19 protein-coding genes are annotated in these 24,410 nt (G+C 62.0%); 12 read left to right on the forward strand and 7 right to left on the reverse strand.

From position 1 onward, the window contains the following. The first annotated feature begins 194 nt into the window (after nt 1-194). Nucleotides 195-1,169 carry an NADPH:quinone oxidoreductase family protein gene (locus tag V6L75_RS13730; RefSeq protein ID WP_334252059.1) on the forward strand — a complete coding sequence of 325 codons (975 nt, stop codon included), beginning with the start codon at nt 195-197 and terminating at the stop codon, nt 1,167-1,169. A gap of 92 nt (nt 1,170-1,261) precedes the next feature. Here the strand turns inward: V6L75_RS13730 and V6L75_RS13735 are convergent, their stop codons facing one another. Beyond that, nucleotides 1,262-3,475 (reverse strand): esterase-like activity of phytase family protein, encoded by a 2,214-nt coding sequence (locus V6L75_RS13735; RefSeq protein ID WP_334252060.1) that lies wholly within the window; start codon nt 3,473-3,475, stop codon nt 1,262-1,264. 285 nt (nt 3,476-3,760) lie between these two features. Between V6L75_RS13735 and V6L75_RS13740 the strand changes: the two genes are divergently transcribed. Further along, nucleotides 3,761-4,960 (forward strand): multidrug effflux MFS transporter, encoded by a 1,200-nt coding sequence (locus V6L75_RS13740; protein ID WP_334252061.1) that lies wholly within the window; start codon nt 3,761-3,763, stop codon nt 4,958-4,960. Nucleotides 4,961-5,016: 56 nt separating this feature from the next. Here V6L75_RS13740 and V6L75_RS13745 read toward each other — a convergent pair whose 3' ends face one another. Then, nucleotides 5,017-6,996: a methyl-accepting chemotaxis protein gene (locus V6L75_RS13745; RefSeq protein WP_334252062.1), complete on the reverse strand. Its 1,980-nt coding sequence runs from the start codon at nt 6,994-6,996 to the stop codon at nt 5,017-5,019. 637 nt (nt 6,997-7,633) lie between these two features. Between V6L75_RS13745 and V6L75_RS13750 the strand changes: the two genes are divergently transcribed. The 3 genes from V6L75_RS13750 (at nt 7,634) to V6L75_RS13760 (ending at nt 10,423) form a co-directional block, all read left to right on the forward strand. Further along, the gene (locus V6L75_RS13750; RefSeq protein ID WP_334252063.1) at nt 7,634-8,668 is read left to right on the forward strand and encodes an aspartate-semialdehyde dehydrogenase; all 1,035 of its coding nucleotides are present in this window, start codon (nt 7,634-7,636) and stop codon (nt 8,666-8,668) included. A 136-nt stretch (nt 8,669-8,804) separates the two neighbouring features. Beyond that, nucleotides 8,805-9,518 (forward strand): TenA family protein, encoded by a 714-nt coding sequence (locus V6L75_RS13755; RefSeq protein WP_334252064.1) that lies wholly within the window; start codon nt 8,805-8,807, stop codon nt 9,516-9,518. Nucleotides 9,519-9,529: 11 nt separating this feature from the next. Then, nucleotides 9,530-10,423: a DMT family transporter gene (locus V6L75_RS13760; protein ID WP_334252065.1), complete on the forward strand. Its 894-nt coding sequence runs from the start codon at nt 9,530-9,532 to the stop codon at nt 10,421-10,423. 5 nt (nt 10,424-10,428) lie between these two features. On the opposite strand, the gene V6L75_RS13765 is transcribed toward V6L75_RS13760, so the two are convergent. Continuing rightward, nucleotides 10,429-12,435 carry a protein meaA gene (locus V6L75_RS13765; protein WP_334252066.1) on the reverse strand — a complete coding sequence of 669 codons (2,007 nt, stop codon included), beginning with the start codon at nt 12,433-12,435 and terminating at the stop codon, nt 10,429-10,431. A 373-nt stretch (nt 12,436-12,808) separates the two neighbouring features. On the opposite strand from V6L75_RS13765, the gene V6L75_RS13770 reads away from it, so the two are divergent. Then, a complete protein-coding gene (locus tag V6L75_RS13770; protein WP_334252067.1) occupies nt 12,809-14,761 on the forward strand; it encodes a methyl-accepting chemotaxis protein in 1,953 nt (650 codons plus the stop codon). A gap of 293 nt (nt 14,762-15,054) precedes the next feature. Next, nucleotides 15,055-16,374: a crotonyl-CoA carboxylase/reductase gene (gene ccrA / locus V6L75_RS13775; protein ID WP_019965390.1), complete on the forward strand. Its 1,320-nt coding sequence runs from the start codon at nt 15,055-15,057 to the stop codon at nt 16,372-16,374. Nucleotides 16,375-16,416: 42 nt separating this feature from the next. On the opposite strand, the gene V6L75_RS13780 is transcribed toward ccrA, so the two are convergent. Beyond that, complete coding sequence (locus V6L75_RS13780) at nt 16,417-17,217, reverse strand: response regulator (RefSeq protein WP_334252068.1); 801 nt, start codon at nt 17,215-17,217, stop codon at nt 16,417-16,419. 285 nt (nt 17,218-17,502) lie between these two features. Between V6L75_RS13780 and V6L75_RS13785 the strand changes: the two genes are divergently transcribed. Continuing rightward, a complete protein-coding gene (locus V6L75_RS13785; RefSeq protein ID WP_334252069.1) occupies nt 17,503-18,048 on the forward strand; it encodes a CAP domain-containing protein in 546 nt (181 codons plus the stop codon). A gap of 79 nt (nt 18,049-18,127) precedes the next feature. Here the strand turns inward: V6L75_RS13785 and V6L75_RS13790 are convergent, their stop codons facing one another. Then, the gene (locus V6L75_RS13790) at nt 18,128-18,808 is read right to left on the reverse strand and encodes a carbonic anhydrase (protein ID WP_334252070.1); all 681 of its coding nucleotides are present in this window, start codon (nt 18,806-18,808) and stop codon (nt 18,128-18,130) included. Between the two features lie 194 nt (nt 18,809-19,002). On the opposite strand from V6L75_RS13790, the gene V6L75_RS13795 reads away from it, so the two are divergent. Further along, the gene (locus V6L75_RS13795) at nt 19,003-20,055 is read left to right on the forward strand and encodes a MaoC family dehydratase (RefSeq protein ID WP_334252071.1); all 1,053 of its coding nucleotides are present in this window, start codon (nt 19,003-19,005) and stop codon (nt 20,053-20,055) included. Between the two features lie 12 nt (nt 20,056-20,067). Here the strand turns inward: V6L75_RS13795 and V6L75_RS13800 are convergent, their stop codons facing one another. After that, nucleotides 20,068-21,009: a site-specific tyrosine recombinase XerD gene (locus tag V6L75_RS13800; RefSeq protein ID WP_334252072.1), complete on the reverse strand. Its 942-nt coding sequence runs from the start codon at nt 21,007-21,009 to the stop codon at nt 20,068-20,070. A 26-nt stretch (nt 21,010-21,035) separates the two neighbouring features. Beyond that, nucleotides 21,036-21,218, reverse strand: coding sequence for a hypothetical protein (locus V6L75_RS13805; RefSeq protein ID WP_334252073.1), 183 nt, complete (start codon nt 21,216-21,218; stop codon nt 21,036-21,038). A 105-nt stretch (nt 21,219-21,323) separates the two neighbouring features. Between V6L75_RS13805 and V6L75_RS13810 the strand changes: the two genes are divergently transcribed. The 3 genes from V6L75_RS13810 to V6L75_RS13820 are packed head-to-tail and all read left to right on the forward strand — an operon-like array spanning nt 21,324 to nt 24,407. Beyond that, a complete protein-coding gene (locus V6L75_RS13810) occupies nt 21,324-21,947 on the forward strand; it encodes a shikimate kinase (RefSeq protein ID WP_334252074.1) in 624 nt (207 codons plus the stop codon). Then, entirely contained in the window at nt 21,940-23,076 is a 1,137-nt protein-coding gene (gene aroB / locus V6L75_RS13815) for a 3-dehydroquinate synthase (RefSeq protein WP_334252075.1), read from the forward strand. The genes V6L75_RS13810 and aroB overlap by 8 nt, the downstream gene beginning before the upstream one ends. Further along, nucleotides 23,073-24,407, forward strand: a complete 1,335-nt coding sequence (locus tag V6L75_RS13820; RefSeq protein WP_334252076.1) for an HlyC/CorC family transporter — start codon at nt 23,073-23,075, stop codon at nt 24,405-24,407. The genes aroB and V6L75_RS13820 overlap by 4 nt, the downstream gene beginning before the upstream one ends. Nucleotides 24,408-24,410: the final 3 nt, after the last annotated feature.

A 24,410-nucleotide genomic window follows, 5' to 3' on the forward strand; every position in this document is an offset into this window, starting at 1 on the left:
ATCAAGTTCCTTCTTCCATCATTCCTGCAGGGGCTCATAGACGCTGAGGCTGCCCGCCTCAACCCGTCAAGACCTTCTGGTGTCCGGCACCCTCACCCGCGCCACACCTTCCGTAACGAGATTTTCCTTGCAGTGCAGCAGCGTGGACAGCAGATTAACCATGGTTCGCAACATGTGTGGAGCGGGGGCCCTGCGTGAAAGCCATCCTTTGTCATTCCTACGGTCCGGCCGCGTCGCTGACCGTTGAAGATCTGCCTGTTCCGCCGGTTGGGCCGGGAGAAGTGCTGGTCCGCGTCAAGGCCTGCGCGCTGAATTTCTTCGACACGTTGATCATTCAGGGCAAATACCAGCTGCGGCCGGAGATGCCCTTTTCGCCCAGCGCCGAATTTGCCGGCGTGGTAGAGCGCACCGGTGAGGGCGTGGAACGCCTGCGGCCCGGCGACAAGGTGATCGGCTACATCCGTTTTGGCGCGGCGCGGGAACTGGTGGTGGCCAGCGAGGATGACCTCATCCCCATGCCCGAAGGGATTTCCTTCGAGGAAGCTGCCGGCGTTTCCGTCACCTATGGCACCACGCTGCACGCTTTCCGCGACCGGGCAAGACTTCAGGACGGTGAAACCGTGGTGGTGCTGGGGGCATCCGGCGGTGTGGGTCAGGCAGCGGTCGAGATCGCCTCCCTGATGGGCGCGCGCGTCATCGCCTGCGCCTCTTCGGAAGAAAAACTCAGCCGCGCCCGCCAGCATGGCGCGGTGCTGACCATCAACTATGAGAAAGAGAATCTGAAAGAGCGGATCAAGGAGCTGACGGACGGCGCCGGAGCCGATGTGGTCTATGACCCGGTGGGCGGCGATCTGGCCGAGCAGGCGCTGCGGGCCACGGGCTGGGAAGGGCGTTATCTCGTCATCGGCTTTGCCGCTGGTGAAATTCCGAAGATCCCGCTCAATCTGGTGATGCTGAAGGGCTGCGATGTCCTCGGCGTCTTCTGGGGCGAATCGATCATCCGCGACCCCGAGGGCCACTGGGCCAACATGAGCCAGATTCTCGACTGGGTACGCCAGGGCAGGCTGAAGCCGCAGATCCACGCGGTCTACCCGCTGGAGGACGCCGCAAAGGCCATCCAGGAAATCGCAGACCGCAAGGTTATGGGCAAGGTGATCCTGACGCCCTGACAGGGCTGCCTGGGTTCTTCGCGTGCTTGCCGTTTGAAACAAAGAGCCCGGGCGTGAGGCCCGGGCTCCATTCATGAGATCTGCAGTGCAGGTCAGTTCAGCTTATCTGCCGAACCCAGGTTGAAGATCTGCGTCTCGCCCGGCGCATCGTCGACGCCGTCGTTGTCGGTGACGAGGATCATCCGGCCATCGGCAGTAACAGCGAAACCTTCCGGCTTGTCGAGCAGCCAGCCCTTGGTCGAGGCCAGCGCCGGGATCAGATCCAGCTTCACGGTCTTCTCGACCACCGGCAGAGTACCGCCGAGGGCAACAGGCTCGATACCGGCCAGATCGATCACGGTGACCTGCTTGATGGCAGCAAATTCGCCGCCCTGGTTATCACGCTCCAGCACGGCAAACCGCTCGCCGCCCAGATGGGTGATTTCGGACAGGCCCATCCAGCCGCCGGCAGAGCTCTTCGGCTTGTCGAGCGGATAGTGGACGAAGCCCCAGGACTTGTCCGCCGGATTGTAGATGCCCAGCTTGACGAGGCCCTTGGCATCATCGCCCCATTCGCGCTGGATCGCGGTCACGACCAGCGTCTTGCCGCCGCGCTCGAATTCCGCCACGCCTTCGAAGCTGAACCGCTTGGACTGGGCAACGAGAGCTTCAGGCAGGCTGATTTCTTCCGTGACCTTGCCATCGGCATCAGCCTTGACCAGGAGATGCGGCACGCCTTCCTTGTCCGGATTGCCTTCGCTGACAAGCCAGAAACCGCCATCCTTAGCCAGCGAAATACCTTCGATGTCGAACTTCTTCGGCGAGCCGCCGGTGATATTCACATAGGAGGCGATCTCCACCGGGCTCATTGACAGATTGATCGTGTAGATACGGGCCTTGTCGTAGAAGCTGTCCGAAACAGCATAGAGCTTGTTCGGGTCGGTCTTGTCTGCTGCCAGACCCGAGAGCGCACCCCAGCCGATCGGAGCACCGGTTTCCGGATCGATGGCGGAGGTCAGCACCGGATAGGCCGGCTTGTCCGCGCCGAATTCATAGATGCTGACCTGCGAACGCAGGCCATCTTCGGCGCTGTCCGCCTCGTTAGCGACAACGAACAGATTACGGGCCGGAATGGCCAGGACGCCTTCAGGGGCCACATGGGTGGGCAGCATCTGCAGGAGCTGCGGCTCACCGCCCGTGTCCTTGAACACCGACACCATGTTGGCACGCTCGGAGTTCACGAAGATGAACTTCTGCCCGCCGAATTCGCCAACGGTCACGCCTTCCGGCTCCGTGCCCTTCTTGGAGGCGCGCTTGGCCGGATAGTGGCCGGTCATCATGGCGATGTGCTCGAGCTTGTTGCCGCTGTCATACAGCGCTTCACCCTTGGTGTTCCAGATGGTGAAGCCACGCGAACCGCCTTCATAGTCGCCTTCGTTGGCGGTGACGAAGCGGTCATTGTCGAGCCAGGCCACGGCGTCAGGCTCGCGCTTGACGTTCTCGATACCACCAGAGGCGTCCGAGCTGCGATCCTTGGCAACCGGAATGGCTTCGGCGCTGGAAGCTCCGGCCGGGAAATGTGCGGTCACTTTGCCGGAAGCAAGGTCGATGAGTGCCAGATGATTGTTTTCCTGCAGCGTCAGCACCGCCACATTGGCACCATTGATCGAAACGAACTCAGGTTCCGGATCTTCCGGCGCGGTCTCGGCGATGCCGGTGACATCAACGATGCGGGCCGCATCGCAGTTCACGGGCTTTCCATCCGCATCCAGATCGAAGATGGCAACATGGCCAGCCGGCATCTGAGGCAGCTTGCCTTCATTCAGCTCTTCATCGCGCTCGTTTTCAACTGCGACGGCCAGGAACTTGCCATCCGGCGAGATGGCGACCGAGTCCGGCTGCCCCTTCACGTCACAGGTGGCGGCAATCGACTTGTCCGCCAGGCTGATGACAGCCAGATGGCCGGACGGCTCGGTGTAATTCGGGCTGGTGTTCACACCGGCAAGAATGAATTTCTGAGCGGCGGTCACGGACGTGGGTTCACCGCCCATGGCAATTCGGCCAGCCGGCTTCGGCTCAGCGGGATTTGCAATGTCAACGAACACCACGGCTTCACCGGGGCTGTCGGAAAAGACCAGCGTCTGGCCGTCCTTCGTTGCAGTGATGATTTCGGCAGAGGTCTCTGTCGCAGCATCAGTGCCTGCAGCCAGGGTCTTGTAGACCGGCATTGTGGCGATGCGGGTGAAATAGGTTTCGGCTGCAGACGCATGTGAAACGGCCGCCAGAATGGAAAAACCAGCCAGAAGCTGGCTGCGCAGAGAAATCATGATGCCTCCCCGAAGCGAGATGTTTGGTTGAAAGACGGCGCACGCTAGGCAGCGCAGACGAAGTTGCGGTGACAAAGTCATGAAGCTTTTGTGACGGCAGGCCCTGAACTGCGGCAGTTGCGCAACAGCACACAAGGCCCGGGGCGCCAAGCTGCACATAAATTCTGGACAGATGACCCCGCCGGGGTTTTACTTGGGCACCTGATGCGGATGACCCCACGTCCGCCGGCTGGCCACTTGAGTGCCGCCAGCCAACCCCACGCTCTCCTTTTGCGGACACCCAAGATGACACGCGGCTTTTCGCGCCTTGCCCTTGTGCTTGGCCTGCTTTCCTGCATTGGCCCCTTTGCGGTCGATCTTTATCTGCCGGCCCTGCCGCAGATCACGGCTGGCCTTGGCACAACGGCCAGCGCTGCACAGATGACCTTCACCGCCTATTTCCTTGCCTTTGGCCTTGCCCAGCTGATCTATGGGCCGATGGCTGACTGGCTTGGACGCAAACGGCCGGTTTATGCAGGCCTTGCCGTATTCATCGCCGGATCCGCCATCTGTGCGCTGGCTCCGGATATCCACTGGCTGGTCTTCGGCCGTTTCGTGCAGGCCCTGGGCGCAGCGGCTGCGATGGTTATTCCACGCGCGATCGTGCGCGACATGCACACTGGCACACAAGCCACGCAGCTGATGGCTCTGGTGATGCTGGTGATCAGCATCTCGCCGATGCTGGCTCCGCTCACCGGCTCGGCCATCATTGCGGCAGGCAGCTGGCGCTTCCTGTTCGTGGCCCTTGGCCTCGCAGCAGCGCTGGCCATGGCCCTCACCGCCTGGCAGCTGCCCGAAACCCTGCCGCCCGAGCGGCGGGTGCCGTTGCGGCCGAAAGCCATTCTCGGAGGCTGTCTCGACCTGATGCGCGATGCCCGGTTCCTTGGCCTGACGATGACGGGCGGCTTCGGCATGGCGAGCTTCTTCGTCTTCATCGGTGCAGCCTCGTTTGTCTACACCGGCCACTATGGCATGAGCCCTGTTGGCTTCAGCCTTGCCTTCGCCCTCAATGCCATCGGTTTCTTCGGCACATCACAGCTTGCAGCCGGGCTCGGACGCAAGCATGGCATGGCACGCGTCGCGTTTCTGGCGGTCACCGGCTTTGCCCTGTGCAACGGTGTGCTGGTGGCGCTCGTGGCCTTCGGCTTTGATGCCCTTGGCGTGGTGATGGCGTTTCTCTTCCTCGGCAATGCCTGCCTTGGTCTCGTCATTGCGCCCACCATGGTGATGGCGCTGGACGATCACGGCGAGAACGCGGGCCTTGCCTCATCTCTCGGCGGCACGCTGCAGATGCTGGCTGGCGCCCTGATGCTGGTGCTGGCCAGCCCGTTCTTCGACGGAAGTGTGCTCCCAATGGTTGGGGCCATCGCGCTGTGCTCGGTCCTGTCGCTGGCCTTTGCGGCGCTGACGCTCGGGCCCGACCTCAAGAACAGCGCCCCGGCCTGAGGTCTTCTGACCTGCGCAACCGGGGCACCAGACTTGCTCAAGTTCAGTCCGCGTGGTCAGGCCGCGCGGATGTTCGCCAGGAAGCGGCTGACTTCGACTTTCATGCGAGACGCCTGATCAGACAGAGACTGCGCCGAACTGCGCATCTGTGTCGAGGCGGCCATTGTCTCCTGGGCCGCATCGGAAACGGCATTGATGTTTTCCGAAACGTGCTGCGTCCCGCCAGCAGCTTCGCTCACGTTCCGCGCGACTTCCCGCGTGGTTGCGCCCTGCTCGTTGACGGCCGCAGCGATGGCCGCAGCCATCTCGTCCAGATCGCGGATGACCTGGCCGACGCCGCCGATCGCCTGCACCGAAGTTCGGGTCTGGCCCTGGATCTCGGCAATCAGCTTGGAGATGTCATCCGTAGCGCTGGCCGTCTGATTGGCGAGCTGCTTCACTTCGGAGGCAACAACGGCAAAGCCCTTGCCAGCCTCACCGGCGCGCGCAGATTCGATGGTCGCGTTCAGCGCAAGCAGGTTGGTCTGGGCCGCGATATCGGAGATCAGTGAGATCACCTCACCGATGCGGTCTGCCATACGGGCCAGGGCCTCCATCTGCTCCGCGGTCCGCGCCACATCCCCGGATGCGCGCTTGGCAACAATCGAAGCCCGCTCGACCTGGGAATTGATCTCATTCACCGAAGCCGACATTTCCTCGGTCGCCGAGGCAACCATCTGGACGTTCGCGCTGGCCTGTTCTGCGGCAGCGGAAACGGTCATGGCACGCTCGTTCGTTGCCGCCGAAATATCGGCCATCGCTCCTGCGGTTGCCGACAGTTCCGTGGATGCGGCCGATACGGTTTCAACGATTTCGCCGACATTGGCATCAAACTCGTCCGCGATGCTTTGCATGAGCTGCCGGCGCTCGGCCGCAGCCAGCTCGCCGCGGCGCGCCTGCTCGGCTTCCAGCTCCCGGTTGCGGATTGCGTTAACCCGGAAAATCTCAATCGCCCGCGCCATGCGGCCCAGTTCGTTGCCGGCGCTGATGTAAGGCACCTCCGCTGACGTATCGCCCTCAGCCAGGCCAGACATGGTCCCGGTCAGGCGTCCAAGCGGGCCGGTGATGCTGCGCGAGATCAGGAAGCCAAGCAACAGAGCCAAAGCAAGGCTGACACCCAGCGCCACCATGAAGAAGCTCCAGACAGCGGACCGGCTTTCGGCGAACTGCTTTTCGGCAGCCACCATTCCTTCAGCCGCAAACTGGAACACGGCCTCGAGTACCGGCTCCATGCCGGAGAACAACTCGCTCAACCGGCCTGCTTCACTGCCCAGGACCTCTGCGGTCTTGGCATAGTCGCGGAAGCTGGACTGGTAGGCGTCCATTTCCGACGAGAGCTTGGCCTTTGTTGCCGCGTCGAGCGGCGCCTGCGCCAGCAATGCGTCAAACTCGGCGCGCCTTTCATCGACGCTTTTGATGTACTTGTCGCCGCCGCGCATCATGAAGTCCTTTTCATGGCGGCGCATCATAAGCATCTTGACGGTAAGGGCGTCCAGACCGGCGGCGTTGATTTCCTTTTCGACCGCATGCACCGCCTTGCGGAGCTGCCCCTCGAGCCCTTCGGTTTCCGTCAGGCCAAGTGCCGTGTTCATTTCGACGACGCGATCAAATTGCTTCCGGGTCTCGCCAAGATCTTGTGCCAATTTGTTGAGCGCCTGTCCAATCGGCGCCGCACTCGGCAGCGACCGGAGATCGGCCAGCGCGGCGCTGACCCGTTCGGCCTCGGCCTGATATGCCTTTGCGTAAGACAGATCCTTGCGCAGCAGGAAGTCCTTTTCGCGGCGCCGCATCTCCAGCGTACCGACCTTCAGGGCATCCGCCTTACCGGCGATCACTTCAAATGCATCCCGGCGGGCCAGAGAGGCGGAAGACTCCCGGTCACCGAGTACATAGACACCACCAAGCACCAAGGCGACTGCAACGGACAAGGCGGCAAGGCCCAGCACCCGGAGCCTGACCGAAATCGAATTTGTTTTTATACGAACGTCGCGTTGCATCACTGACTCTCACAGGAATGAATTTTTGGAGTATATGTATTCGACTTGTCTTATAAATTGTTAATTCTTATTTATAATCAAGGGTTGCAAGAGCAAAAAACATCGATCAAACATATACAAATACGTATATCACTAGATTTTAAACTGTAAATATTGGTGATTAATTCATAAACATTGAAATCAGACTAGATCATTAGCGTGATATGAATTTTATTTATCACGTTTCATATATTAAATTACTTTATTTATCGATGATCTAACATGATGAGCGCCTGACTGCCTGAAGGCACTGCACAAGCCCGGCCGAACGCAATGCCGCGCCCCGCAGCGCGCAATGAAATATTGACAAGACGGGTGTTCCCGGTCACAACCTTGCCCGTCTTGGATAGGAAAGACGAGTTATGAGCATTCGGCACGCTAGCCGCATGATGGGCATGATGACGATGGCAGCCGCTGTCGCCGCCCGCGCTCGCACGCTCGCCTCCGCGACCAAACTCACTAAAACCACCGCTAAAACCACCGTTTGACGGTGCCTCTCGTCCCGCGCTCCCCCGGGATGGGCGGGCGCCGAAGAGCCGGCAGGTGCCGCGTGTGCGGGCCCGCCGGGCAAGCGGGGAGACGGACGAGAGAGGAATTCATGGGCTACAAGATCGCCATTGTTGGTGCCACGGGCAATGTGGGCCGCGAAATGCTGGACATTCTGGCCGAGCGCGGCTTCCCGGCAGCTGAAGTCGTGCCGCTGGCCTCGCGCCGGTCGCAGGGCACCGAAGTCTCCTTCGGCGACAAGACGCTGAAGGTGCAGGCGCTGGAAAACTATGATTTCTCCGATACCGACATCTGCCTGATGTCCGCCGGCGGCAACGTTGCGAAGGAATGGGCTCCCAAGATCGGCGCGCAGGGCTGTGTCGTCATCGACAACTCCTCCGCCTGGCGCTATGACGCAGAAGTGCCGCTGATCGTGCCGGAAGTGAATGCGGACGCAGTTGCCGGCTTCTCCAAGAAGAACATTATTGCCAACCCGAACTGCTCCACCGCGCAGCTCGTCGTGGCGCTGAAGCCGCTGCATGATGCGGCCACCATCAAGCGCGTCGTCATCTCCACCTACCAGTCCGTTTCGGGCGCCGGCAAGGAGGCGATGGAAGAGCTGTTCAACCAGACCCGCGCCATCTTCGTGAATGATCCGGTCGAGAACCAGAAGTTCACCAAGCGCATCGCCTTCAACGTCATCCCGCACATCGACGTGTTCATGGAAGACGGCTACACGAAGGAAGAGTGGAAGGTGCTGGCCGAGACCAAGAAGATCCTCGACCCGAAGATCAAGGTCACCTGCACCGCCGTGCGCGTTCCGGTGTTCATCAGCCACTCGGAGAGCGTCAACATCGAGTTCGAGAAGCCGATCACGGCCGATGAAGCACGCGACATCCTGCGCGAGGCGCCGGGCTGCCTCGTCATCGACAAGCGCGAGGACGGCGGCTACATCACGCCTTACGAGACCGCCGGTGAAGACGCCACCTACATCTCGCGCATCCGCGAGGATGCCACGGTGGAGAACGGCCTCAACATCTGGGTCGTAGCCGACAACCTGCGCAAGGGTGCAGCCCTCAATGCCATCCAGATCGCCGAGGTTCTGGTGAACCGCGGCCTGATCAAGCCGAAGAAGCAGGCCGCCTGATTCTTCAGCACTGAACAGAACCCGTCAGCAAAAGCCCCGGATTGAACCTCCGGGGCTTTTCAGCTTTAAGATGCCCGCCAGAACAGAACGCCGCAGGCGCCGCGCAGGCAGCCACAGCGGTTCATGGAGGAAACAGATGACGGGCACCCCAGGCACTGCCGCCGCAGGCCATGCCGCCACGCGCTTTTCGGATGAGCTGGTGCAAGCCGCCGGAGCGAACTGGACCGCGGCAACTGAGCATCCCTTCACCCATGCCATCGGCAGCGGGGCCATGCCCCGGGAAGCCTATGTCCGATATCTCATCGAGGACTATACGTTCATCACCGATCTGGCGTCCGTGATCGGCTATCTGGTGGCCAAGGCCCCGGACATGGAGGCCAAACGCCCGCTGGCGGCATTTCTGGCGCTTCTGACCTCCAACGAGAACGACTATTTCATCCGCTCCTTTGCAGCGCTTGATGTGGCACCTGAGATCTATCTTGAGGCCGCACAGGGACCCGTCACCCGTGCCTTCGCAAGCCTGCTGCTGGAGGCAGCCGAGGCGAGCTACGAGGAAGGGCTTGCGTGCCTGCTCTGCGCCGAATGGGTCTACCTGACCTGGGGCGAACGCGAGGCCGGAAAGCCGCGCCCGGCCGAATTCTGGCTGGCCGAGTGGATCGATCTGCACGCCGGCCCCGGCTTCGAGGGCTTTGTCTCGTTCCTGCGCGACGAGATGGACCGGACCGCTTCCCGCCTCACGGAAACTCAGAGAAACCGGGCCATGGAGCGGTTTGTGCACATGTGCGCGCTGGAAAAATCCTTCTTCGACGCGGCCTGGAACGGCCCAACTGGAGTGGCCCTTCCGGCCTGACCCGCACCATCATGCCCATCCACGAAATCGCCGCCCTGTCGGCGGCGGCCCTCTGGGCCTATGGCGGCATCATCTCCGCCACCCCGTCCTCCCATCTGGGTGCAATTGCCTTCAACCGGCTGCGCATGCTGATGGTCTTTGCCATGCTGGCCACTGCGGTTACTGTTGGCCCCGGCTGGGGCTCACTTGGCCAGGAGCATCTGGGCGCGCTGTTGCTCTCCGGCCTCATCGGCATCTTCGTTGGCGATACGGCCCTGTTCCTGACGCTGAACCGCATGGGTCCGCGCCGGACTGCCATGCTGTTTTCGCTCAACGCCCCCATGTCAGCCGTGCTGGGGTGGCTGGTGCTGGGCGAGGCGCTGAGCGGGCAGGTGCTGGCCGGTGTCATCATCTGTTTTGCCGGGGTGATGCTGTCCATCGCCTTCGGCAAGCGCCGGTCGCAGCTGCACACATGGGAAAGCATCAAGGGGCCGTTATGGATCGGCCTTCTGCTCGGGCTGGCCGCCGCACTCTCCCAGTCCATCGGCTCGCTCATTGCCCGTCCAGTGATGGAAACGGGAGTTGATCCGGTTGTGGCCTCTGCGGTGCGCATCGGCACCGCCGCGCTTGGCCTTGTCTGTCTCGGCGCCCTGCCCTTTTCCTATCTGAAGCCGGCAAATCCACTCAATCTGAAGATTGCGGGCTGGACGGCATTGTCCGGCTTCATTGGCATGGGCGTGGGCATGACTCTGGTGCTGTTCGCGCTGTCCGGCGGCAAGGTGGGCATCATCTCCACACTGTCCGCCACCACTCCTGCGCTGCAGCTGCCGCTCCTGTGGTGGCGCACCGGGGAAATGCCCGCCCCCGGCGCCTGGATTGGCGCCGCCCTTGTCGTCTTCGGCTGCGGACTGATGTTCGGGGTCTAGCCGTCTCAGGCCGCCTGCTCTCCCTGTTCCCCCGCAATGCGCACCACATCCGCCATGATGCCGGTGAGCTGGAAATCCTTCGGCGTATAGACGGCAGCGACGCCCATGGCCTTCAGCGTCCGGGCGTCCTCGTCCGGAATGATCCCGCCGACGACGACGGGAACGTCAGCAATGCCTGCCGCCCGGAGCCGGTCCATCACATCGCGCACCAGCGCCAGATGGGAACCGGAGAGAATTGACAGGCCGATCACATGCACGCTCTCTTCCAGCGCTGCATTGACGATCTGCGCCGGAGTAAGGCGGATGCCCTCATAGACCACTTCCATGCCGCAATCGCGGGCGCGAACGGCAATCTGCTCCGCGCCATTGGAATGGCCGTCGAGCCCCGGCTTACCGACAAGGAACTTCAGCCTGCGGCCCAGCTTGCGCGAGACAGCTTCAACACTCTCACGCACCGCTGCCACATCACCCGCATCATCCCGTGCGGCGCGGCCAACGCCGGTGGGAGCGCGGTATTCACCAAAGACCTCGCGCAGCGCTGCTCCCCACTCACCGGTGGTGACGCCCGCCTTCGCCGCAGCGATCGAAGGTTCCATGATGTTGCGCCCTTCCCGCGCTGCTGCCTTCAAATCCGCAATCGCCGCCTCCGCAGCGGCCCCGTCACGGGCGGAACGCCAGGCCTTGATACGCTCGATGGCCTCATCTTCCACATGCGCTGAAACGGTCAGGATGCCGCCATCCTCACCGGCAGCCAGAGGCGAGGGCTCGCTCTCGGTCCAGCGGTTGACGCCGACAACGATCTGCTCGCCGCTTTCGATGCCTGCAAGGCGGCGGCTGTTCGCCTCCACCAATTGCTGCTTCATGTAGCTGGTCTCGACGGCAGCGACGGCCCCGCCCATGGCATCGATGCGGGCCAGTTCCGCCCGTGCCTCTGCCTTCAGCTCTTCCACCCTTGCGGTGATGACGGAGGAGCCGTCGAAAATATCGTCATAGTCGAGCAGGTCCGTCTCATAGGCGAGGATCTGCTGCATGCGCAGGGACCATTGCTGATCGAAAGGCCGGGGCAGGCCCAGCGCCTCGTTCCAGGCCGGAAGCTGCACGGCACGGGCGCGGGCATTCTTCGACAGAACCACCGCCAGCATCTCGATCAGAATGCGGTAGACGTTGTTCTCCGGCTGCGGCTCGGTCAGGCCCAGCGAGTTGACCTGTACACCATAGCGGAACCGGCGGTAGCGCGGGTCGGCGATGCCATAGCGGTCGCGGCAGATTTCGTCCCAAAGCCCGGTGAAGGCGCGCATCTTGCACATCTCGGTGATGAAGCGCATGCCGGCATTGACGAAGAAGGAAATGCGGCCCACCGCCTGCGGAAACTCAGCCTCCGGAATGGCCCCGCTCGCCTTCATGCCATCCAGAATGGCAATCGCCGTCGCCAGCGCAAAGGACAGCTCCTGCACCGGCGTCGCCCCGGCCTCCTGCAGGTGGTAGGAGCAGACATTCATCGGGTTCCACTTCGGCATTTCGCTGTAGGTCCAGGAGATCACATCTGTGGTCAGCCGCAGCGAGGGTGCAGGCGGAAAGACATAGGTGCCGCGCGAAAGATACTCCTTGATGATGTCATTCTGCGTGGTGCCGGCGAGCCGCTTGCGGTCCGCGCCCTGTTCATCGGCTGCCGCTACATACAGCGCCAGCAGCCAGGGCGCGGTGGCATTGATCGTCATGGACGTGTTCATCCGCTCCAGTGGTATGTCCTGAAACAGGGTGCGCATGTCGCCAAGATGCGCCACCGGCACGCCCACCTTGCCGACCTCGCCGCGTGACAGCAGATCATCGGGATCATAGCCGGTCTGTGTCGGCAGATCGAAGGCGATGGAAAGGCCGGTCTGGCCCTTGGCAAGATTGGCCCGGTAGAGCTTGTTGGAATCGGCCGCCGTGGAATGGCCCGCATAGGTGCGGAAGATCCAGGGCTCGTCCCGCCTCCGGCCACCCTCGCCCATCGTCTTGTCATTACTCATGCGGACACCCTCCACCCGGCCTGCGGGCCCTCATCCATTCCAGCACGATAAGGCCTGAACAGCAGCGGATAAATTCGCCAAAAGTCGCCCTGTTGCGGCGCAATATAATTTCAGCAAATGAAATAATTTGCATAAGAAAAATACCGAATCCGTCAAATTTGCCGTTACGTCAAATAATGAAAAATTAACACGCACTTACCTTTAGTATAGTTAGGTCAAAAATCAGGAATTCGGTCACATGAAATTGTCATTAATCCTAAGGATCGTTGTCGGAACACTTGCCGCGACAGCATGTTTGATCACAGGATGGATAAGCATTGAATCGAACTCAAGGCTTCAGAAATATAGCCTTGCCAACGCCCGCGTTAAGACAATGCAAGCCCTGTCAGACATTCCCGCAAATGCGAACGCAGAGCGGGGACTGATCACCCTGCTTCTCGATTCAGAGAATGCGTCCGAACGCTCGCGTGAGGCTGACATTGCCAAGAGCCGCCAGCCGACGGATGCAGCCTTCGCCAAGGCTCTGGACGCAGCAGCCGAGCTTGCCGCACTTGAGCCCGCAAGTGCCGCCGCCGCAGACATCGTGAAGAAGAGCCAGGCAGACTGGCTGAAGATGCGCGCAGCCAATGACCGGCTGGTGTTCTCCGCTTCGCTTGAGCAGCGCCGCAAGGCTTCGCAGGAGACGTTCTCGGCCTCTGCAAGCATGAACAAGGCGATCCTCGACACCATTGACCGCGAGATGGAAGTCCTTGCCGAAGTCGATGGAGTGGCGCTCAACTACAGCAGGCTGGCACGGACCGTCTGGCAGCTGCGGGACACCGGCGGCCGTCAGGCGGGCATGATGCAGGGCTTCGTGGTCAGCGGAAAAGCGCTCGCTCCGGAACAGCTTGAGACCTTTACCCGCCTTGATGGCGAAGTCCGCCAGATCTGGGGTGAGATCGCCAGGGAAGCTGCGAAGCCGGGCGCCAACCCGGCCGTGGCGGCAGCCATCGCAGGCGCCAAGGCAAACTATGTGGATGCCTTTGCCTCCCTGAAGGCGGATGTGCAGCCTGGCTTTGCGACGGGTGAGTTCAAGATCGATGGCAACGCCTACCGTCAGCGCGGTGTTGCGCTGTGGCCTGCTGTTCTGGCAGTGCGTGATGCAGCCTTCGAAGCGGCCCTGCAGCGAATCGACACCCTGCGGGCCGAAGCTGCCAGCAGCCTTTATTCGACGCTGGCCCTGATGGCCTTCGTGCTGCTGACCGCAGCTGCTGCCTTCTGGATCATTGCGGCCAAGGTCATCCGCCCAATGAATGCCATGACCGGCGCCATGAGCCAGATTGCGCACGGCAACCTCGACATTCCGATCCCCAGTGCCGGGCGTGAGGACGAGATTGGCGAAATGGCCAAGGCTGTGACCGTCTTCCGTGACAACGCCATCCAGATCCGCAGCGCGGAGCAGGAGAAGGAAGAAATGAAAGCCCGGGCGGAAGCGATGCGGCGGCAGGAACTCGACGCGCTTGCCTCAGGCTTCGAGGCCGATGTCATGGATGTGGCCCGCGCCCTTGCAGAAGCTGCTCTCAATCTGGAGCGCAATGCAGGGCAGATGGGCACTCAGGCCGAGCGCACCTCCAGCCGTGCCGGCGCAGTGGCTGCTGCCTCCGAACAGGCTTCGGCCAATGTGCGCACCGTGGCGGCTGCGACTGAAGAAATGTCGAACTCGACCCGTGAGATCAGCCGTCAGGTGCAGGTATCGGCCGAAATCACCGTGAAGGCCAACACCGAGGCAGCGCGGGCCGGTTCCATGGCCGAGGGTCTGGCTCAGGCCGCCCAGAAAATTGGCGAGATCGTGAACCTCATCAACCAGATCGCCTCCCAGACCAACCTTCTCGCCCTCAATGCCACAATCGAGGCAGCCCGTGCCGGTGAAGCCGGACGCGGCTTTGCCGTTGTGGCGACGGAAGTGAAGGACCTTGCAGCCCAGACGGCCAAGGCTACGGAAGAAATCGCCTCGCTGGTTTCCGACGTGCAGTCGGGCACCTCGAATGTGGTGGGCGCCATTCAGGGCATCCGCTCGGTCGTGGGCGAAATCTCCGACATTGCCGGCATGATCTCCGGCTCCATCGACGAGCAGTACAAGGCCACCACCGAAATCCTGCACAACGTCGAGGAAGCTGCGACCGGGACCGTCGAAGTATCCCGCAACATCACCGATGTGAACGAAGCCGCAGAACTGACCGGCCAGATCGCCCGCAATGTTGTCAGCGCCTCCAACGGCATTTCCAGCCAGGCCGAAGAGCTGAAGGACAAGGTGGAAGGCTTCGTCCGCCGCGTCCGCGCGGGCTGAACCCAGAAGGATCACGGCAGGAAGTTCTGCCGGCATGATCTGCCAGACGATCAGCCAGGCTTTGCAGCCTGGCTGTTTTTTTGCCTGCACCCGTGTGCGCCGCAAAACAGGGACAGCTGACGCAGCGCAAGTTAAGCAATAGTCGTATAGATCAAACGTCATTTTAGACGGATAGTTGCGCAATAGCGGGTCTTTCGCACCCTGCCGCTGCTGCGCTGCAATAGTCTCGCGCCGCAGGGAGGAGTGCAAGAGCCGGGGCTGGCAGTTTCATGCCGGAGTGGAGGAGGACACCCATGGCGACCGTGGCACAGGCAGCATCGCAGGCCGCATCTGAGGCAAATGACAATCTGACGAAGGGGGACACACCCTTGAAGGATCTTTACGAAATCGGCGAAATACCCCCGCTCGGCCATGTGCCGGAGAAGATGTATGCCTGGGCCATCCGGCAGGACCGCCACGGCCCGCCGGAAGAGGCCATGAAGCTGGAAGTGGTGCCGACCTGGACGCTCGACAGCCACGAGGTTCTGGTTCTCGTCATGGCGGCAGGCGTCAACTACAACGGCATCTGGGCTGCACTCGGCGAACCCATCTCCGTCTTCGGCAGCCACAAGAGCGCCTATCACATTGCCGGTTCCGATGCCTCGGGCATTGTCTGGGCCGTCGGCTCCAAGGTGAAGCGCTGGAAGGTCGGTGATGAGGTCGTGATCCATTGCAATCAGGATGACGGCGACGACGAAGAATGCAACGGCGGCGACCCGATGTTCTCGCCCACCCAGCGCATCTGGGGCTACGAGACGCCGGACGGCTCCTTCGCCCAGTTCGCCCGCGTTCAGTCCCAGCAGCTGATGCCCCGCCCCAGGCACCTGACCTGGGAAGAGGCCGCCTGCTACACGCTGACGCTGGCCACCGCCTACCGCATGCTGTTCGGCCATGCGCCGCACCAGCTGCGGCCCGGCCAGAACGTGCTGGTCTGGGGCGCCTCGGGCGGCCTTGGCGTCTTCGGCGTGCAGCTGGCGGCAGCCGCCGGGGCCAATGCCATCGGCGTCATCTCGGATGAGGACAAGCGGGATTACGTCATGTCGCTGGGCGCCAAGGGCGTGATCAACCGCAAGGATTTCAACTGCTGGGGCCAGCTGCCAAAGGTCAACTCGCCGGAATTCAACACCTGGACGCAGGAAGCGCGCAAGTTCGGCAAGGCCATCTGGGACATCACCGGCAAAGGCAATGACGTGGACATGGTGTTCGAGCATCCGGGCGAGCAGACCTTCCCGGTCTCGGCCCTCGTCGTCAAGCGCGGCGGGATGGTGGTTTTCTGCGCGGGCACGACGGGTTTCAACATCACCTTCGATGCCCGCTATGTCTGGATGCGGCAGAAACGCATTCAGGGCTCACACTTCGCCCATCTGAAGCAGGCCTCGGAGGCGAACAAGTTCGTCATCGACCGGCGTATCGACCCGTGCATGTCGGAAGTGTTCGGCTGGGACCAGATCCCCAAGGCCCACACCAAGATGTGGAAGAACCAGCATGCGCCGGGCAACATGGCTGTTCTGGTCAATTCGCCTGTTCCGGGCCTGCGCACCTTTGAGGATGTGCTGGAGGCGGGCAAGCGCTGAAGCCGGTCAATCAGTGAGCGGGCTGCCCTCCGGCGGCCCGCATCACGTCATGGCAAACATGCGCACCTGTTTGGAGAAGCGCGAGTGGCGCAGGCCGAAGAGGTGGTGCAGGATGCTGTCCACATCGGCCGGATAGAAGGGTTTGCGCAGGAAGGCGCGGGCCCGCACCTTCTCGGCAGCAGAATCCAGCGTGTCGTTGTATTCGGTGGACATCAGAATTACGTCCGAGCCGCGCGCCACCGTCGAAAGCCGCTCTGCAAGCTCCAGACCTGTCATGTTCGGCATGTTGAAGTCGGTGAAGATCACCCGGTAGGATTTCTCGCTGACCAGCTTGATGGCGGCAGCACCATCTCCTGCTTCCACGATGTTCAGCTTGAAGATCGAGCGCTCGAGCACCTTGCGCACGATCTTGCGGACGGTCGCCGAGTCATCCACGATCAGGACATCGAAGGGCGTGCTGATCGCCTGGAAGACATCCAGGATATGCTTGACCTGAGCCGCAGTGAAGGGCTTGGCGAGAAAGTCGTAGGCACCGAAATTCTTGAGCTTGGACTCTGCCGCCTCATCCAGTCCGTCGGACATGGAGACGGCGAAAGTCTTGGAGCCCATCACCTGAATGGCCGCCATGACTTCAACGCCGTTGAGCTGCGGCATGTTGATGTCAAGGAAGGCAATCTGGAATGCGTTTTTGCTCAGAAGCTCAACGGCTTCCTTCCCGTCTGCCGCTGCAGTGATCGAAACGTCATACCCCGAATACTGCAGCGCACGCTCGATGAATTTGCGCACCGTTGCGCTGTCATCGGCAACAAGTACCTTGATTGGTTCTTCAGTTGGCGATCCCAAGTAGCTGCCCCGCAATTGCCTTGAGTTGTCTTTTTCCGGCCGCTCATTCCGGGTGGCGGTCTTGGCGGCAATATGAAACATGATTTGCTTAATTTTCCAGAAGCATCCAGCGGAAAACCCGCTCTTTGGCGAGGCCGATCGGAAAAAATTACAGGTGTGCAACCTGAAATATATTAAGTGTTGAGCATTCCACGCGCCGTCTATCGCCCGGCGCTGGATTTCAGGCCTAATGTGCACATACGATTCGGCGGGTTGCGGGGCGACCGGACAAGAGGCGGCGAAGACATGCACTTTGATGAGGAAGCAATCGCTTCCAGGCGTGAGATCCTGACAGGCTCGATGATGCTGGGCGGCGCTCTGCTACTGGCTGGATGCCAGAGCAGAACACCGGCTGACGTCCCGCCTTATTACCGGGATCTGGCACGGGTGAACGCTATCGTCGATCAGGCGACGGCCCAGCAGATGATTTCCCAGTACCGGGAGAACAACGGACGCGGCCGCGTCGTGGCGGACCCGGTTCTGATTACCCTTGCCCAGCAGCAGGCAAGGGTCATCGCTGCGGCGGATGACATCCGTGCCTCACTCTACCCGCAGAACCAGCTGAAGAACCGGCTGAATGCCATCGGCGAGAGCAAGTCCTATGGTGTGGAGAATGTCAGCGCCGGGTACCGCACGCTGGCAGAGGCCTTCTCCGGCTGGCGTGAATCCCCCACCCACAACAAGGTGATGCTGGACGAGCGGGTGACACGCATGGGCATTGCCACCGCCTACAGCCCCTCATCCAAATACAAGGTATTCTGGAGCCTCGTGCTGGTATCACCCAAGGGCTGAAATCAGGACAGCGCTAAAGACAGAAGGGCAGGTGGCGGTTTTCCGCCCCTGCCCTTTCCTATTCTTTTTTCCGGCAGCATCAGCCTTGCGCGGGTTCAATGATCTCGTAGCCGGCACAGGTCTCGAACCGTTCGGTTTCAGGGTCCATCAGCCGCAGCTCACCGCTGCCGATATCGAACCAGGCGCCGTGAACCTTGAGGTTGCCTTCATTGCAGGCCTGATCGACAAAGGGAAATGTGCGCAGGTTCTTCAGGGACTGGCGGACCCCCGCATATTCCATCGCCAGCTGCGGATCATCCAGACGGTCCACAGGCATGCAGGCCATGGCGATGGCTGCCGGCTCCAGCAGCTTGATCCAGCGGCCGATGAACTCGCCCGTGGCCAGCGGTGCATTGGCATTCTGCCGGAACGCCTGCACGCCGCCGCATTTGGCATGTCCCATGACAACAATATGCTTCACTTTAAGAACGCGCACGGCATATTCCAGCGCGGCGCTGGTGCCGTGCTGGCCTTCGGTCTGCTCAAAGGGCGGCACCAGATTGGCAACGTTCCGCACCACGAAAAGCTCACCGGGACCTGCATGGAATACACCTTCCGGCGCGACCCGGCTGTCGCAGCAGGAAATGACCAGCACCTCGGGCTTCTGGCCATAGATCGCCAGCTGCTCCTGCTGCTCGCGGAAGCGGACATAGCCCTTCTGGAGATAGCGGCCATACCCGTCAATCAGGTCCTGCGGAAACTCGTGTGCCATGTCAGTCATGCTCCTTGCCATCCGGCAGGCTCCAATGTGCGGCGCGGAAGGCGGTTATAAAGGCAGGGTGTGCTGCCGCCAAGCCCATGCCTGCCCTCCGGTGCGCCAGCACTTTCCCCGGGCCTTCAACCAAGGTTGTCCTTGCCCCGAAGCCGGGCAGCGGTCTTAATCATCCGCAGATCCAATGATTTGGGAGGCAGGACGTGAGCAAGACCAGCGCGGGCAATTTCTTCGAGGATTTCCGGATCGGGCAGGTGATCCGCCACGCGACTCCGCGCACGGTGACCACGGGTGACGTGGCTCTCTATACAGCCATCTACGGCCCGCGTTTTGCGGTGCAAAGCTCCGGCGCCTTTGCGCAGGAACTGGGCTACCCCGCCGCACCCATCGACGACCTGCTGACCTTCCACATCGTCTTCGGCAAGACGGTGCCGGACATTTCCCTCAATGCCGTGGCAAACCTCGGCTATGCAGGGGGGCGCTTCCTGGCCCCCGTCTACCCCGGCGATACGCTGTCGGCCGTGTCGGAAGTGATCGGCCTCAAGGAAAACTCCAACGGCAAGACCGGCGTCGTCTATGTGCGCTCCACCGGCTACAAATCTGATGGCACCGAAGTCCTTGATTATGTGCGCTGGGTCATGGTCAACAAGCGGGATCCGGGCAATCCGGCACCGGCGCCTGTCGTCCCGACCCTGCCGGAGAGTATCGCGCCGGATGCTCTTGGCGATGCGGTGCCGCTGCTCGACACGGCCAATTGGGACAATGATCTGGCTGGCAGCCGCTTCCGCTTTGGCGACTATGTGCCCGGAGAGCGGATCGACCATGTGGACGGCATGACGGTGGAAGAGGCCGAGCACCAGCTCGCCACACGGCTTTACCAGAACACCGCGAAGGTACATTTCAACCAGCACACGGAAGGCAAGGGCCGCTTCGGCAAGCGGCTGATCTATGGCGGCCACGTGATTTCGCTGGCGCGTGCCCTTTCCTTCAACGGGCTGGGGGCCGCCTTCCATATCGCCGCCATCAATGCCGGGCGCCACGTAGCTCCGCTGTTTGCAGGCGATACGGTCTATGCATGGTCGGAAGTGATCGATGCGGCGGCGATCGAGGGACGGGAGGATGTAGGTGCACTGCGCCTGCGGCTCGTCGCCACCAGAAACACACCTTGCGCAGACTTCCCCTATGCCACGGAAGATGGCGTCTATGCGGACAACGTGGTGCTGGACTTCGACTATTGGGCCTTGATGCCGAGGTGAACCCTCACCCCTTTACCGTTTCGCCAGCGGATGATGGGCTTCGACGAGCGCCTGCAGGCGCTCGTCGAGGACATGGGTATAGATCTGCGTTGTGGAAATGTCCGCATGGCCCAGCAGCTGTTGTACAACGCGCAGGTCCGCGCCGTTTTGCAGGAGATGCGAAGCAAAGGCATGGCGCAGCACGTGCGGCGAGACCTTCTGCACATCCAGGCCGATGGAAGCGGCGAGCGCCTTCAGGTCGCGGGCAAAGGCCTGACGGGTGAAGTGGCCGCTTTCGCCGTAGGATGGAAACAGCCAGGGGCTGGCCGTGAAGGCGCCGGCCGCAGTGCGCAGGGCCACATAATCCTTCATCGCCGCCTGCGCCCTTGGGCTCAGCGGCACGAGCCGTTCCTTGCCGCCCTTGCCCTTGATTTCGATGAGCCGCGCATCGCGCTGAGCCGCCTTGACCGGCAGGGCCACCAGTTCGGACACACGCAGGCCCGTGGCATAGAGCACTTCGAGCAGCGTATAGAGCCGCGCTGCCCTGAGGCGGCGGCTGGCGGCAGTCTGCGCATCCTCGCCGTCCCCTGCCTGCACCGCATCAGTGGAGCTGCGCGCGGCTTCGATCAGCCGGTCCACCTCGTCTTCGGAGAGAACCTTGGGCAGGGACTGGCGCCGCTTCGGCGCCCCTTGCGTGCGGGTCGGATCATCCGCACGCATGCCCTCGGCATAGAGAAACTTGAAATACTGGCGCAGGGCCGAAAGCCGCCGCGCCTGCGAGGACGGCGCGAAACCGCGGCCTGCCAGATCCCCGAGATAAGCGGAGATATCCTCCTGAGCAGCGGACTGCGGCGCGGTGGAGCCCAGAAAGCTGGCGAAATCTTCCAGATCGCGCCGGTAGCTTTCCAGCGTATTGAGCGCGGCCCCCCGCTCGGCTGCGATCATTTCCAGAAAGGCTTCGATGCTGCTGTCCATGCGGGCTGCACCCTTTTAGCCGCCCGTCAGCGGGCGAAGCCGTCCTTCTGCACCCGCACGGTGATTTCCCGCTCGCTCGGATGAACGAAGTTCGCCAGCGAATAGACGATGCCATAGCCAGCTGCGCCCAGAAGGGCCAGAACCAGGATCAGACGGGTCAAGGTCGGCACGGCAAAGAACCCCAGAGAACCGGCAAGGAGAATCGGCAACGGCTCGCCTTTCTTTTTGCGGCAGGCAAGCTTCCCTAGCAAGCCGCTTGTTTTTTGCCGGAATATGTTAAAAGGCGCTTCATGAACCGTTCAAGGAGGGCCAAGGTGAACGCAGCCGCATCGGGCATACAGGTGAAGGACGCACGTGCGGCCCGGATCGTCGCCGCCCTTGGAAACCGCTCCATCGTGCTTGTCGGCATCATGGGCTGCGGCAAATCCAGCGTCGGGCGCCGCCTCGCCCAGCGCCTGGGCCTTGATTTCGTCGATGCCGATACCGAAATCGAGACGGCAGCCAACATGACGATCTCCGAGATTTTCGCCCTGCACGGCGAGCCGGAGTTCCGCCGCGGCGAGGAAAAAGTGATCGCCCGCCTTCTGCAGCAGGGTCCGCAGGTCTTGGCCACCGGCGGCGGCGCCTTCATGAGCGAGGCGACACGCAACGCGATCAAGGCCAACGGCGTGTCTGTCTGGCTCAGAGCTGATCTTGCCACCGTGATGGTGAGGGTCCGCAAGCGCCCGACGCGCCCGCTGCTGCAAAATGCCGATCCGGAAGGCACCATGCGCCAGCTGCTGGAAAAGCGCGAGCCGGTCTATGCCCTGGCTGACACCACGGTCTGGTCCCGGGAAGTACCGCATGAAGTGGTGATGGAAGACGTGATTTCGGCTGTCGAAAGCCATCTGAACCTGCGCACAGACGGAACGAACAGCAAAGAGGGCCAAAATGGCTGACAGACTTGAGGCTGCCGCAGAGCCGGTGACTGTGCCCGTTGATCTGGGCGAACGCTCCTATGATATCGTCATTGGCCGGGATGTGCTGGCCAGCGCAGGTGCACGCATCGCGGCGCTTATGCCGGGAGCCCGGCTCGCCGTCATCACTGATGAGACCGTCGCCCGCACCCATCTGCCCGCGCTGTCGGCCAGCCTGAAGGCCGCTGGGCTAGAGCACACGGTCATCACCGTGCCGCCGGGCGAACAGACCAAATGCTATGCCCAGTTCGAGCGCCTGTGCGACGAGGTTCTGGCCGCACGGCTGGAGCGCGGCGACGCGGTTCTTGCCTTTGGCGGCGGCGTCGTGGGGGATCTCGCCGGCTTCGTTTCAGCTTCCGTGCGCCGGGGCATGACTTTCATCCAGATGCCGACCACCTTGCTGTCGCAGGTGGATTCCTCCGTCGGCGGCAAGACGGGCATCAATTCCCGCCATGGCAAGAACCTGATCGGCGCCTTCCATCAGCCGGCCCTTGTGCTGGCGGATACGGCCATTCTCGACACGCTTTCGGACCGCGAGTTCCGTGCCGGCTATGCCGAAGTGGTGAAATACGGCCTTCTGGGCGATGCAGACTTCTTCGAATGGCTCGACCTCAACTGGCAGGGGATCTTTGACGGAACCTCCGCCCGTGAAGAGGCCGTGGCGCGCTCCTGCGCCGCCAAGGCAGCCGTTGTTGGCGCCGATGAGCGGGAAAGCGGACAGCGGGCGCTGCTGAACCTTGGCCATACCTTCGGCCATGCGCTGGAATCAGCGGTCGAATATGACGGCACCCGGCTTGTCCACGGCGAGGGCGTGTCCATCGGCATGATGCTGGCACATGAATTCTCCGCCCGCCTCGGCCTGCTGCCGCAGACGGATGTGGAGCGGGTCGAAGCCCATCTCGTCAAGGTCGGCCTGCCTGTCTGCATGCATCAGATCCCCGGCCAGCTGCCGCCGGCCGAGACCCTTCTCGACAGCATCGCTCAGGACAAAAAGGTCAGCCGCGGCGCGCTGACCTTCATCCTGACCCGGGGCATCGGACAGGCCTTCGTGGAAAAGGGCGTGGACCCGGCCGCCGTGCTTGAATTCCTGAAGGAGAAACTTCAGCGATGAACGACACCACCCTCTGGTTCACCGGCGGCGCAATCCTGTGCCTGCTCGTCATGTCCGGCTTCTTTTCCGGTTCCGAAACAGCGCTGACGGCCGCGTCACGCGCGCGCATGCACCAGCTGGAGAAGGCGGGCGACAGCCGCGCAAGCGTCGTCGCAAAGCTCATCGCGGCCCGTGAGCGCCTCATTGGCGCACTGCTGCTGGGCAACAACATTGTCAACATTCTGGCCTCGTCGCTGGCCACCAGCCTGTTCCTCAACCTTTTCGGCGAGGCGGGCGTGGCTCTGGCGACGCTGGTCATGACAGTGCTTGTTGTGGTCCTTTCGGAGGTGATGCCCAAGACCTGGGCCATTTCCAACCCGGACCGGTTTGCCCTTGCTGTCGCTCCCCCGGTGCGGATCATCGTTGCAGTCTTCGGTCCCATCGTGATCGGCATCGAAGCGATTGTGCGCCTTCTGATGCGGGCCATCGGCATCCGGGTCGATGACAATGCCTCGATCCTTTCAGCTCACGAAGAGCTGCGCGGGGCTGTGGACCTGCAGCACCTGGAAGGCGGGCTGGTCAAGGCCGACCGCGACCGGCTGGGCGGTCTCCTCGACCTTGCCGAGCTGGAAGTCTCCGACGTCATGGTCCACCGCACGAGCATGATGGCCCTGAATGTCGACGAGGATGTATCCAAGATCGTCGATGCGGCACTGGCTGCCCCTTACACCCGCATGCCGCTGTGGCGCGGGGAGAGCGACAATTTCGTCGGCGTACTGCATGCAAAGGATCTGCTGCGCGCCCTGAAGGCCGCCGACGGCGACTTCGCCAAGCTGGACGTGATGAAGATCGCCACGCCCCCCTGGTTCGTGCCGGACACAACAAGCTTGCAGGACCAGCTCAACGCCTTCCTCAAACGCAAGTCCCACTTCGCCTTCGTCATCGACGAGTATGGCGAGGTGATGGGTATCGTCACGCTGGAAGACATCATCGAGGAAATCGTCGGCGAAATTGCCGATGAACACGATGTGGAGCTAAGCGGCGTGCGCCCGCAGGCGGACGGCTCTGTCATCGTCGACGGCTCGGTGCCGATCCGCGACCTCAACCGTGCCAATGACTGGGCCCTCCCGGATGACGAGGCGACCACCATCGCGGGGCTGGTCATCCATGAAGCCCGGATGATCCCGGAAGAGCGCCAGATCTTCACCTTCCACGGCTTCCGTTTCACGGTGCTGCGGCGGGAAAAGAACCGCATCACCCGTCTGCGCGTCATGCCGCTTTCGGCCAAGGACCAGCGCCCCGCTCCGCAGAAGCGGGAGGCGCAGACCTCCTCCGGCAGCGGAACACGCTAGACG

The sequence above is a fragment of the Pannonibacter anstelovis genome, from assembly GCF_036881715.1.
Classification (GTDB): Bacteria; Pseudomonadota; Alphaproteobacteria; order Rhizobiales; family Stappiaceae; genus Pannonibacter; species Pannonibacter anstelovis.

Coding starts and splice junctions, on each gene's coding strand:
- V6L75_RS13785 (WP_334252069.1), top strand. CDS start 17,503: ATGCACTTTGATGAGGAAGCAATCGCTTCCAGGCGTGAGATCCTGACA.
- V6L75_RS13745 (WP_334252062.1), bottom strand. CDS start 6,996: ATGCAACGCGACGTTCGTATAAAAACAAATTCGATTTCGGTCAGGCTC.
- V6L75_RS13750 (WP_334252063.1), top strand. CDS start 7,634: ATGGGCTACAAGATCGCCATTGTTGGTGCCACGGGCAATGTGGGCCGC.
- V6L75_RS13735 (WP_334252060.1), bottom strand. CDS start 3,475: ATGATTTCTCTGCGCAGCCAGCTTCTGGCTGGTTTTTCCATTCTGGCG.
- V6L75_RS13740 (WP_334252061.1), top strand. CDS start 3,761: ATGACACGCGGCTTTTCGCGCCTTGCCCTTGTGCTTGGCCTGCTTTCC.
- V6L75_RS13790 (WP_334252070.1), bottom strand. CDS start 18,808: ATGACTGACATGGCACACGAGTTTCCGCAGGACCTGATTGACGGGTAT.
- V6L75_RS13760 (WP_334252065.1), top strand. CDS start 9,530: ATGCCCATCCACGAAATCGCCGCCCTGTCGGCGGCGGCCCTCTGGGCC.
- V6L75_RS13770 (WP_334252067.1), top strand. CDS start 12,809: ATGCAAGCCCTGTCAGACATTCCCGCAAATGCGAACGCAGAGCGGGGA.
- V6L75_RS13820 (WP_334252076.1), top strand. CDS start 23,073: ATGAACGACACCACCCTCTGGTTCACCGGCGGCGCAATCCTGTGCCTG.
- V6L75_RS13765 (WP_334252066.1), bottom strand. CDS start 12,435: ATGAGTAATGACAAGACGATGGGCGAGGGTGGCCGGAGGCGGGACGAG.
- V6L75_RS13800 (WP_334252072.1), bottom strand. CDS start 21,009: ATGGACAGCAGCATCGAAGCCTTTCTGGAAATGATCGCAGCCGAGCGG.
- V6L75_RS13755 (WP_334252064.1), top strand. CDS start 8,805: ATGACGGGCACCCCAGGCACTGCCGCCGCAGGCCATGCCGCCACGCGC.
- aroB (WP_334252075.1), top strand. CDS start 21,940: ATGGCTGACAGACTTGAGGCTGCCGCAGAGCCGGTGACTGTGCCCGTT.
- ccrA (WP_019965390.1), top strand. CDS start 15,055: ATGGCGACCGTGGCACAGGCAGCATCGCAGGCCGCATCTGAGGCAAAT.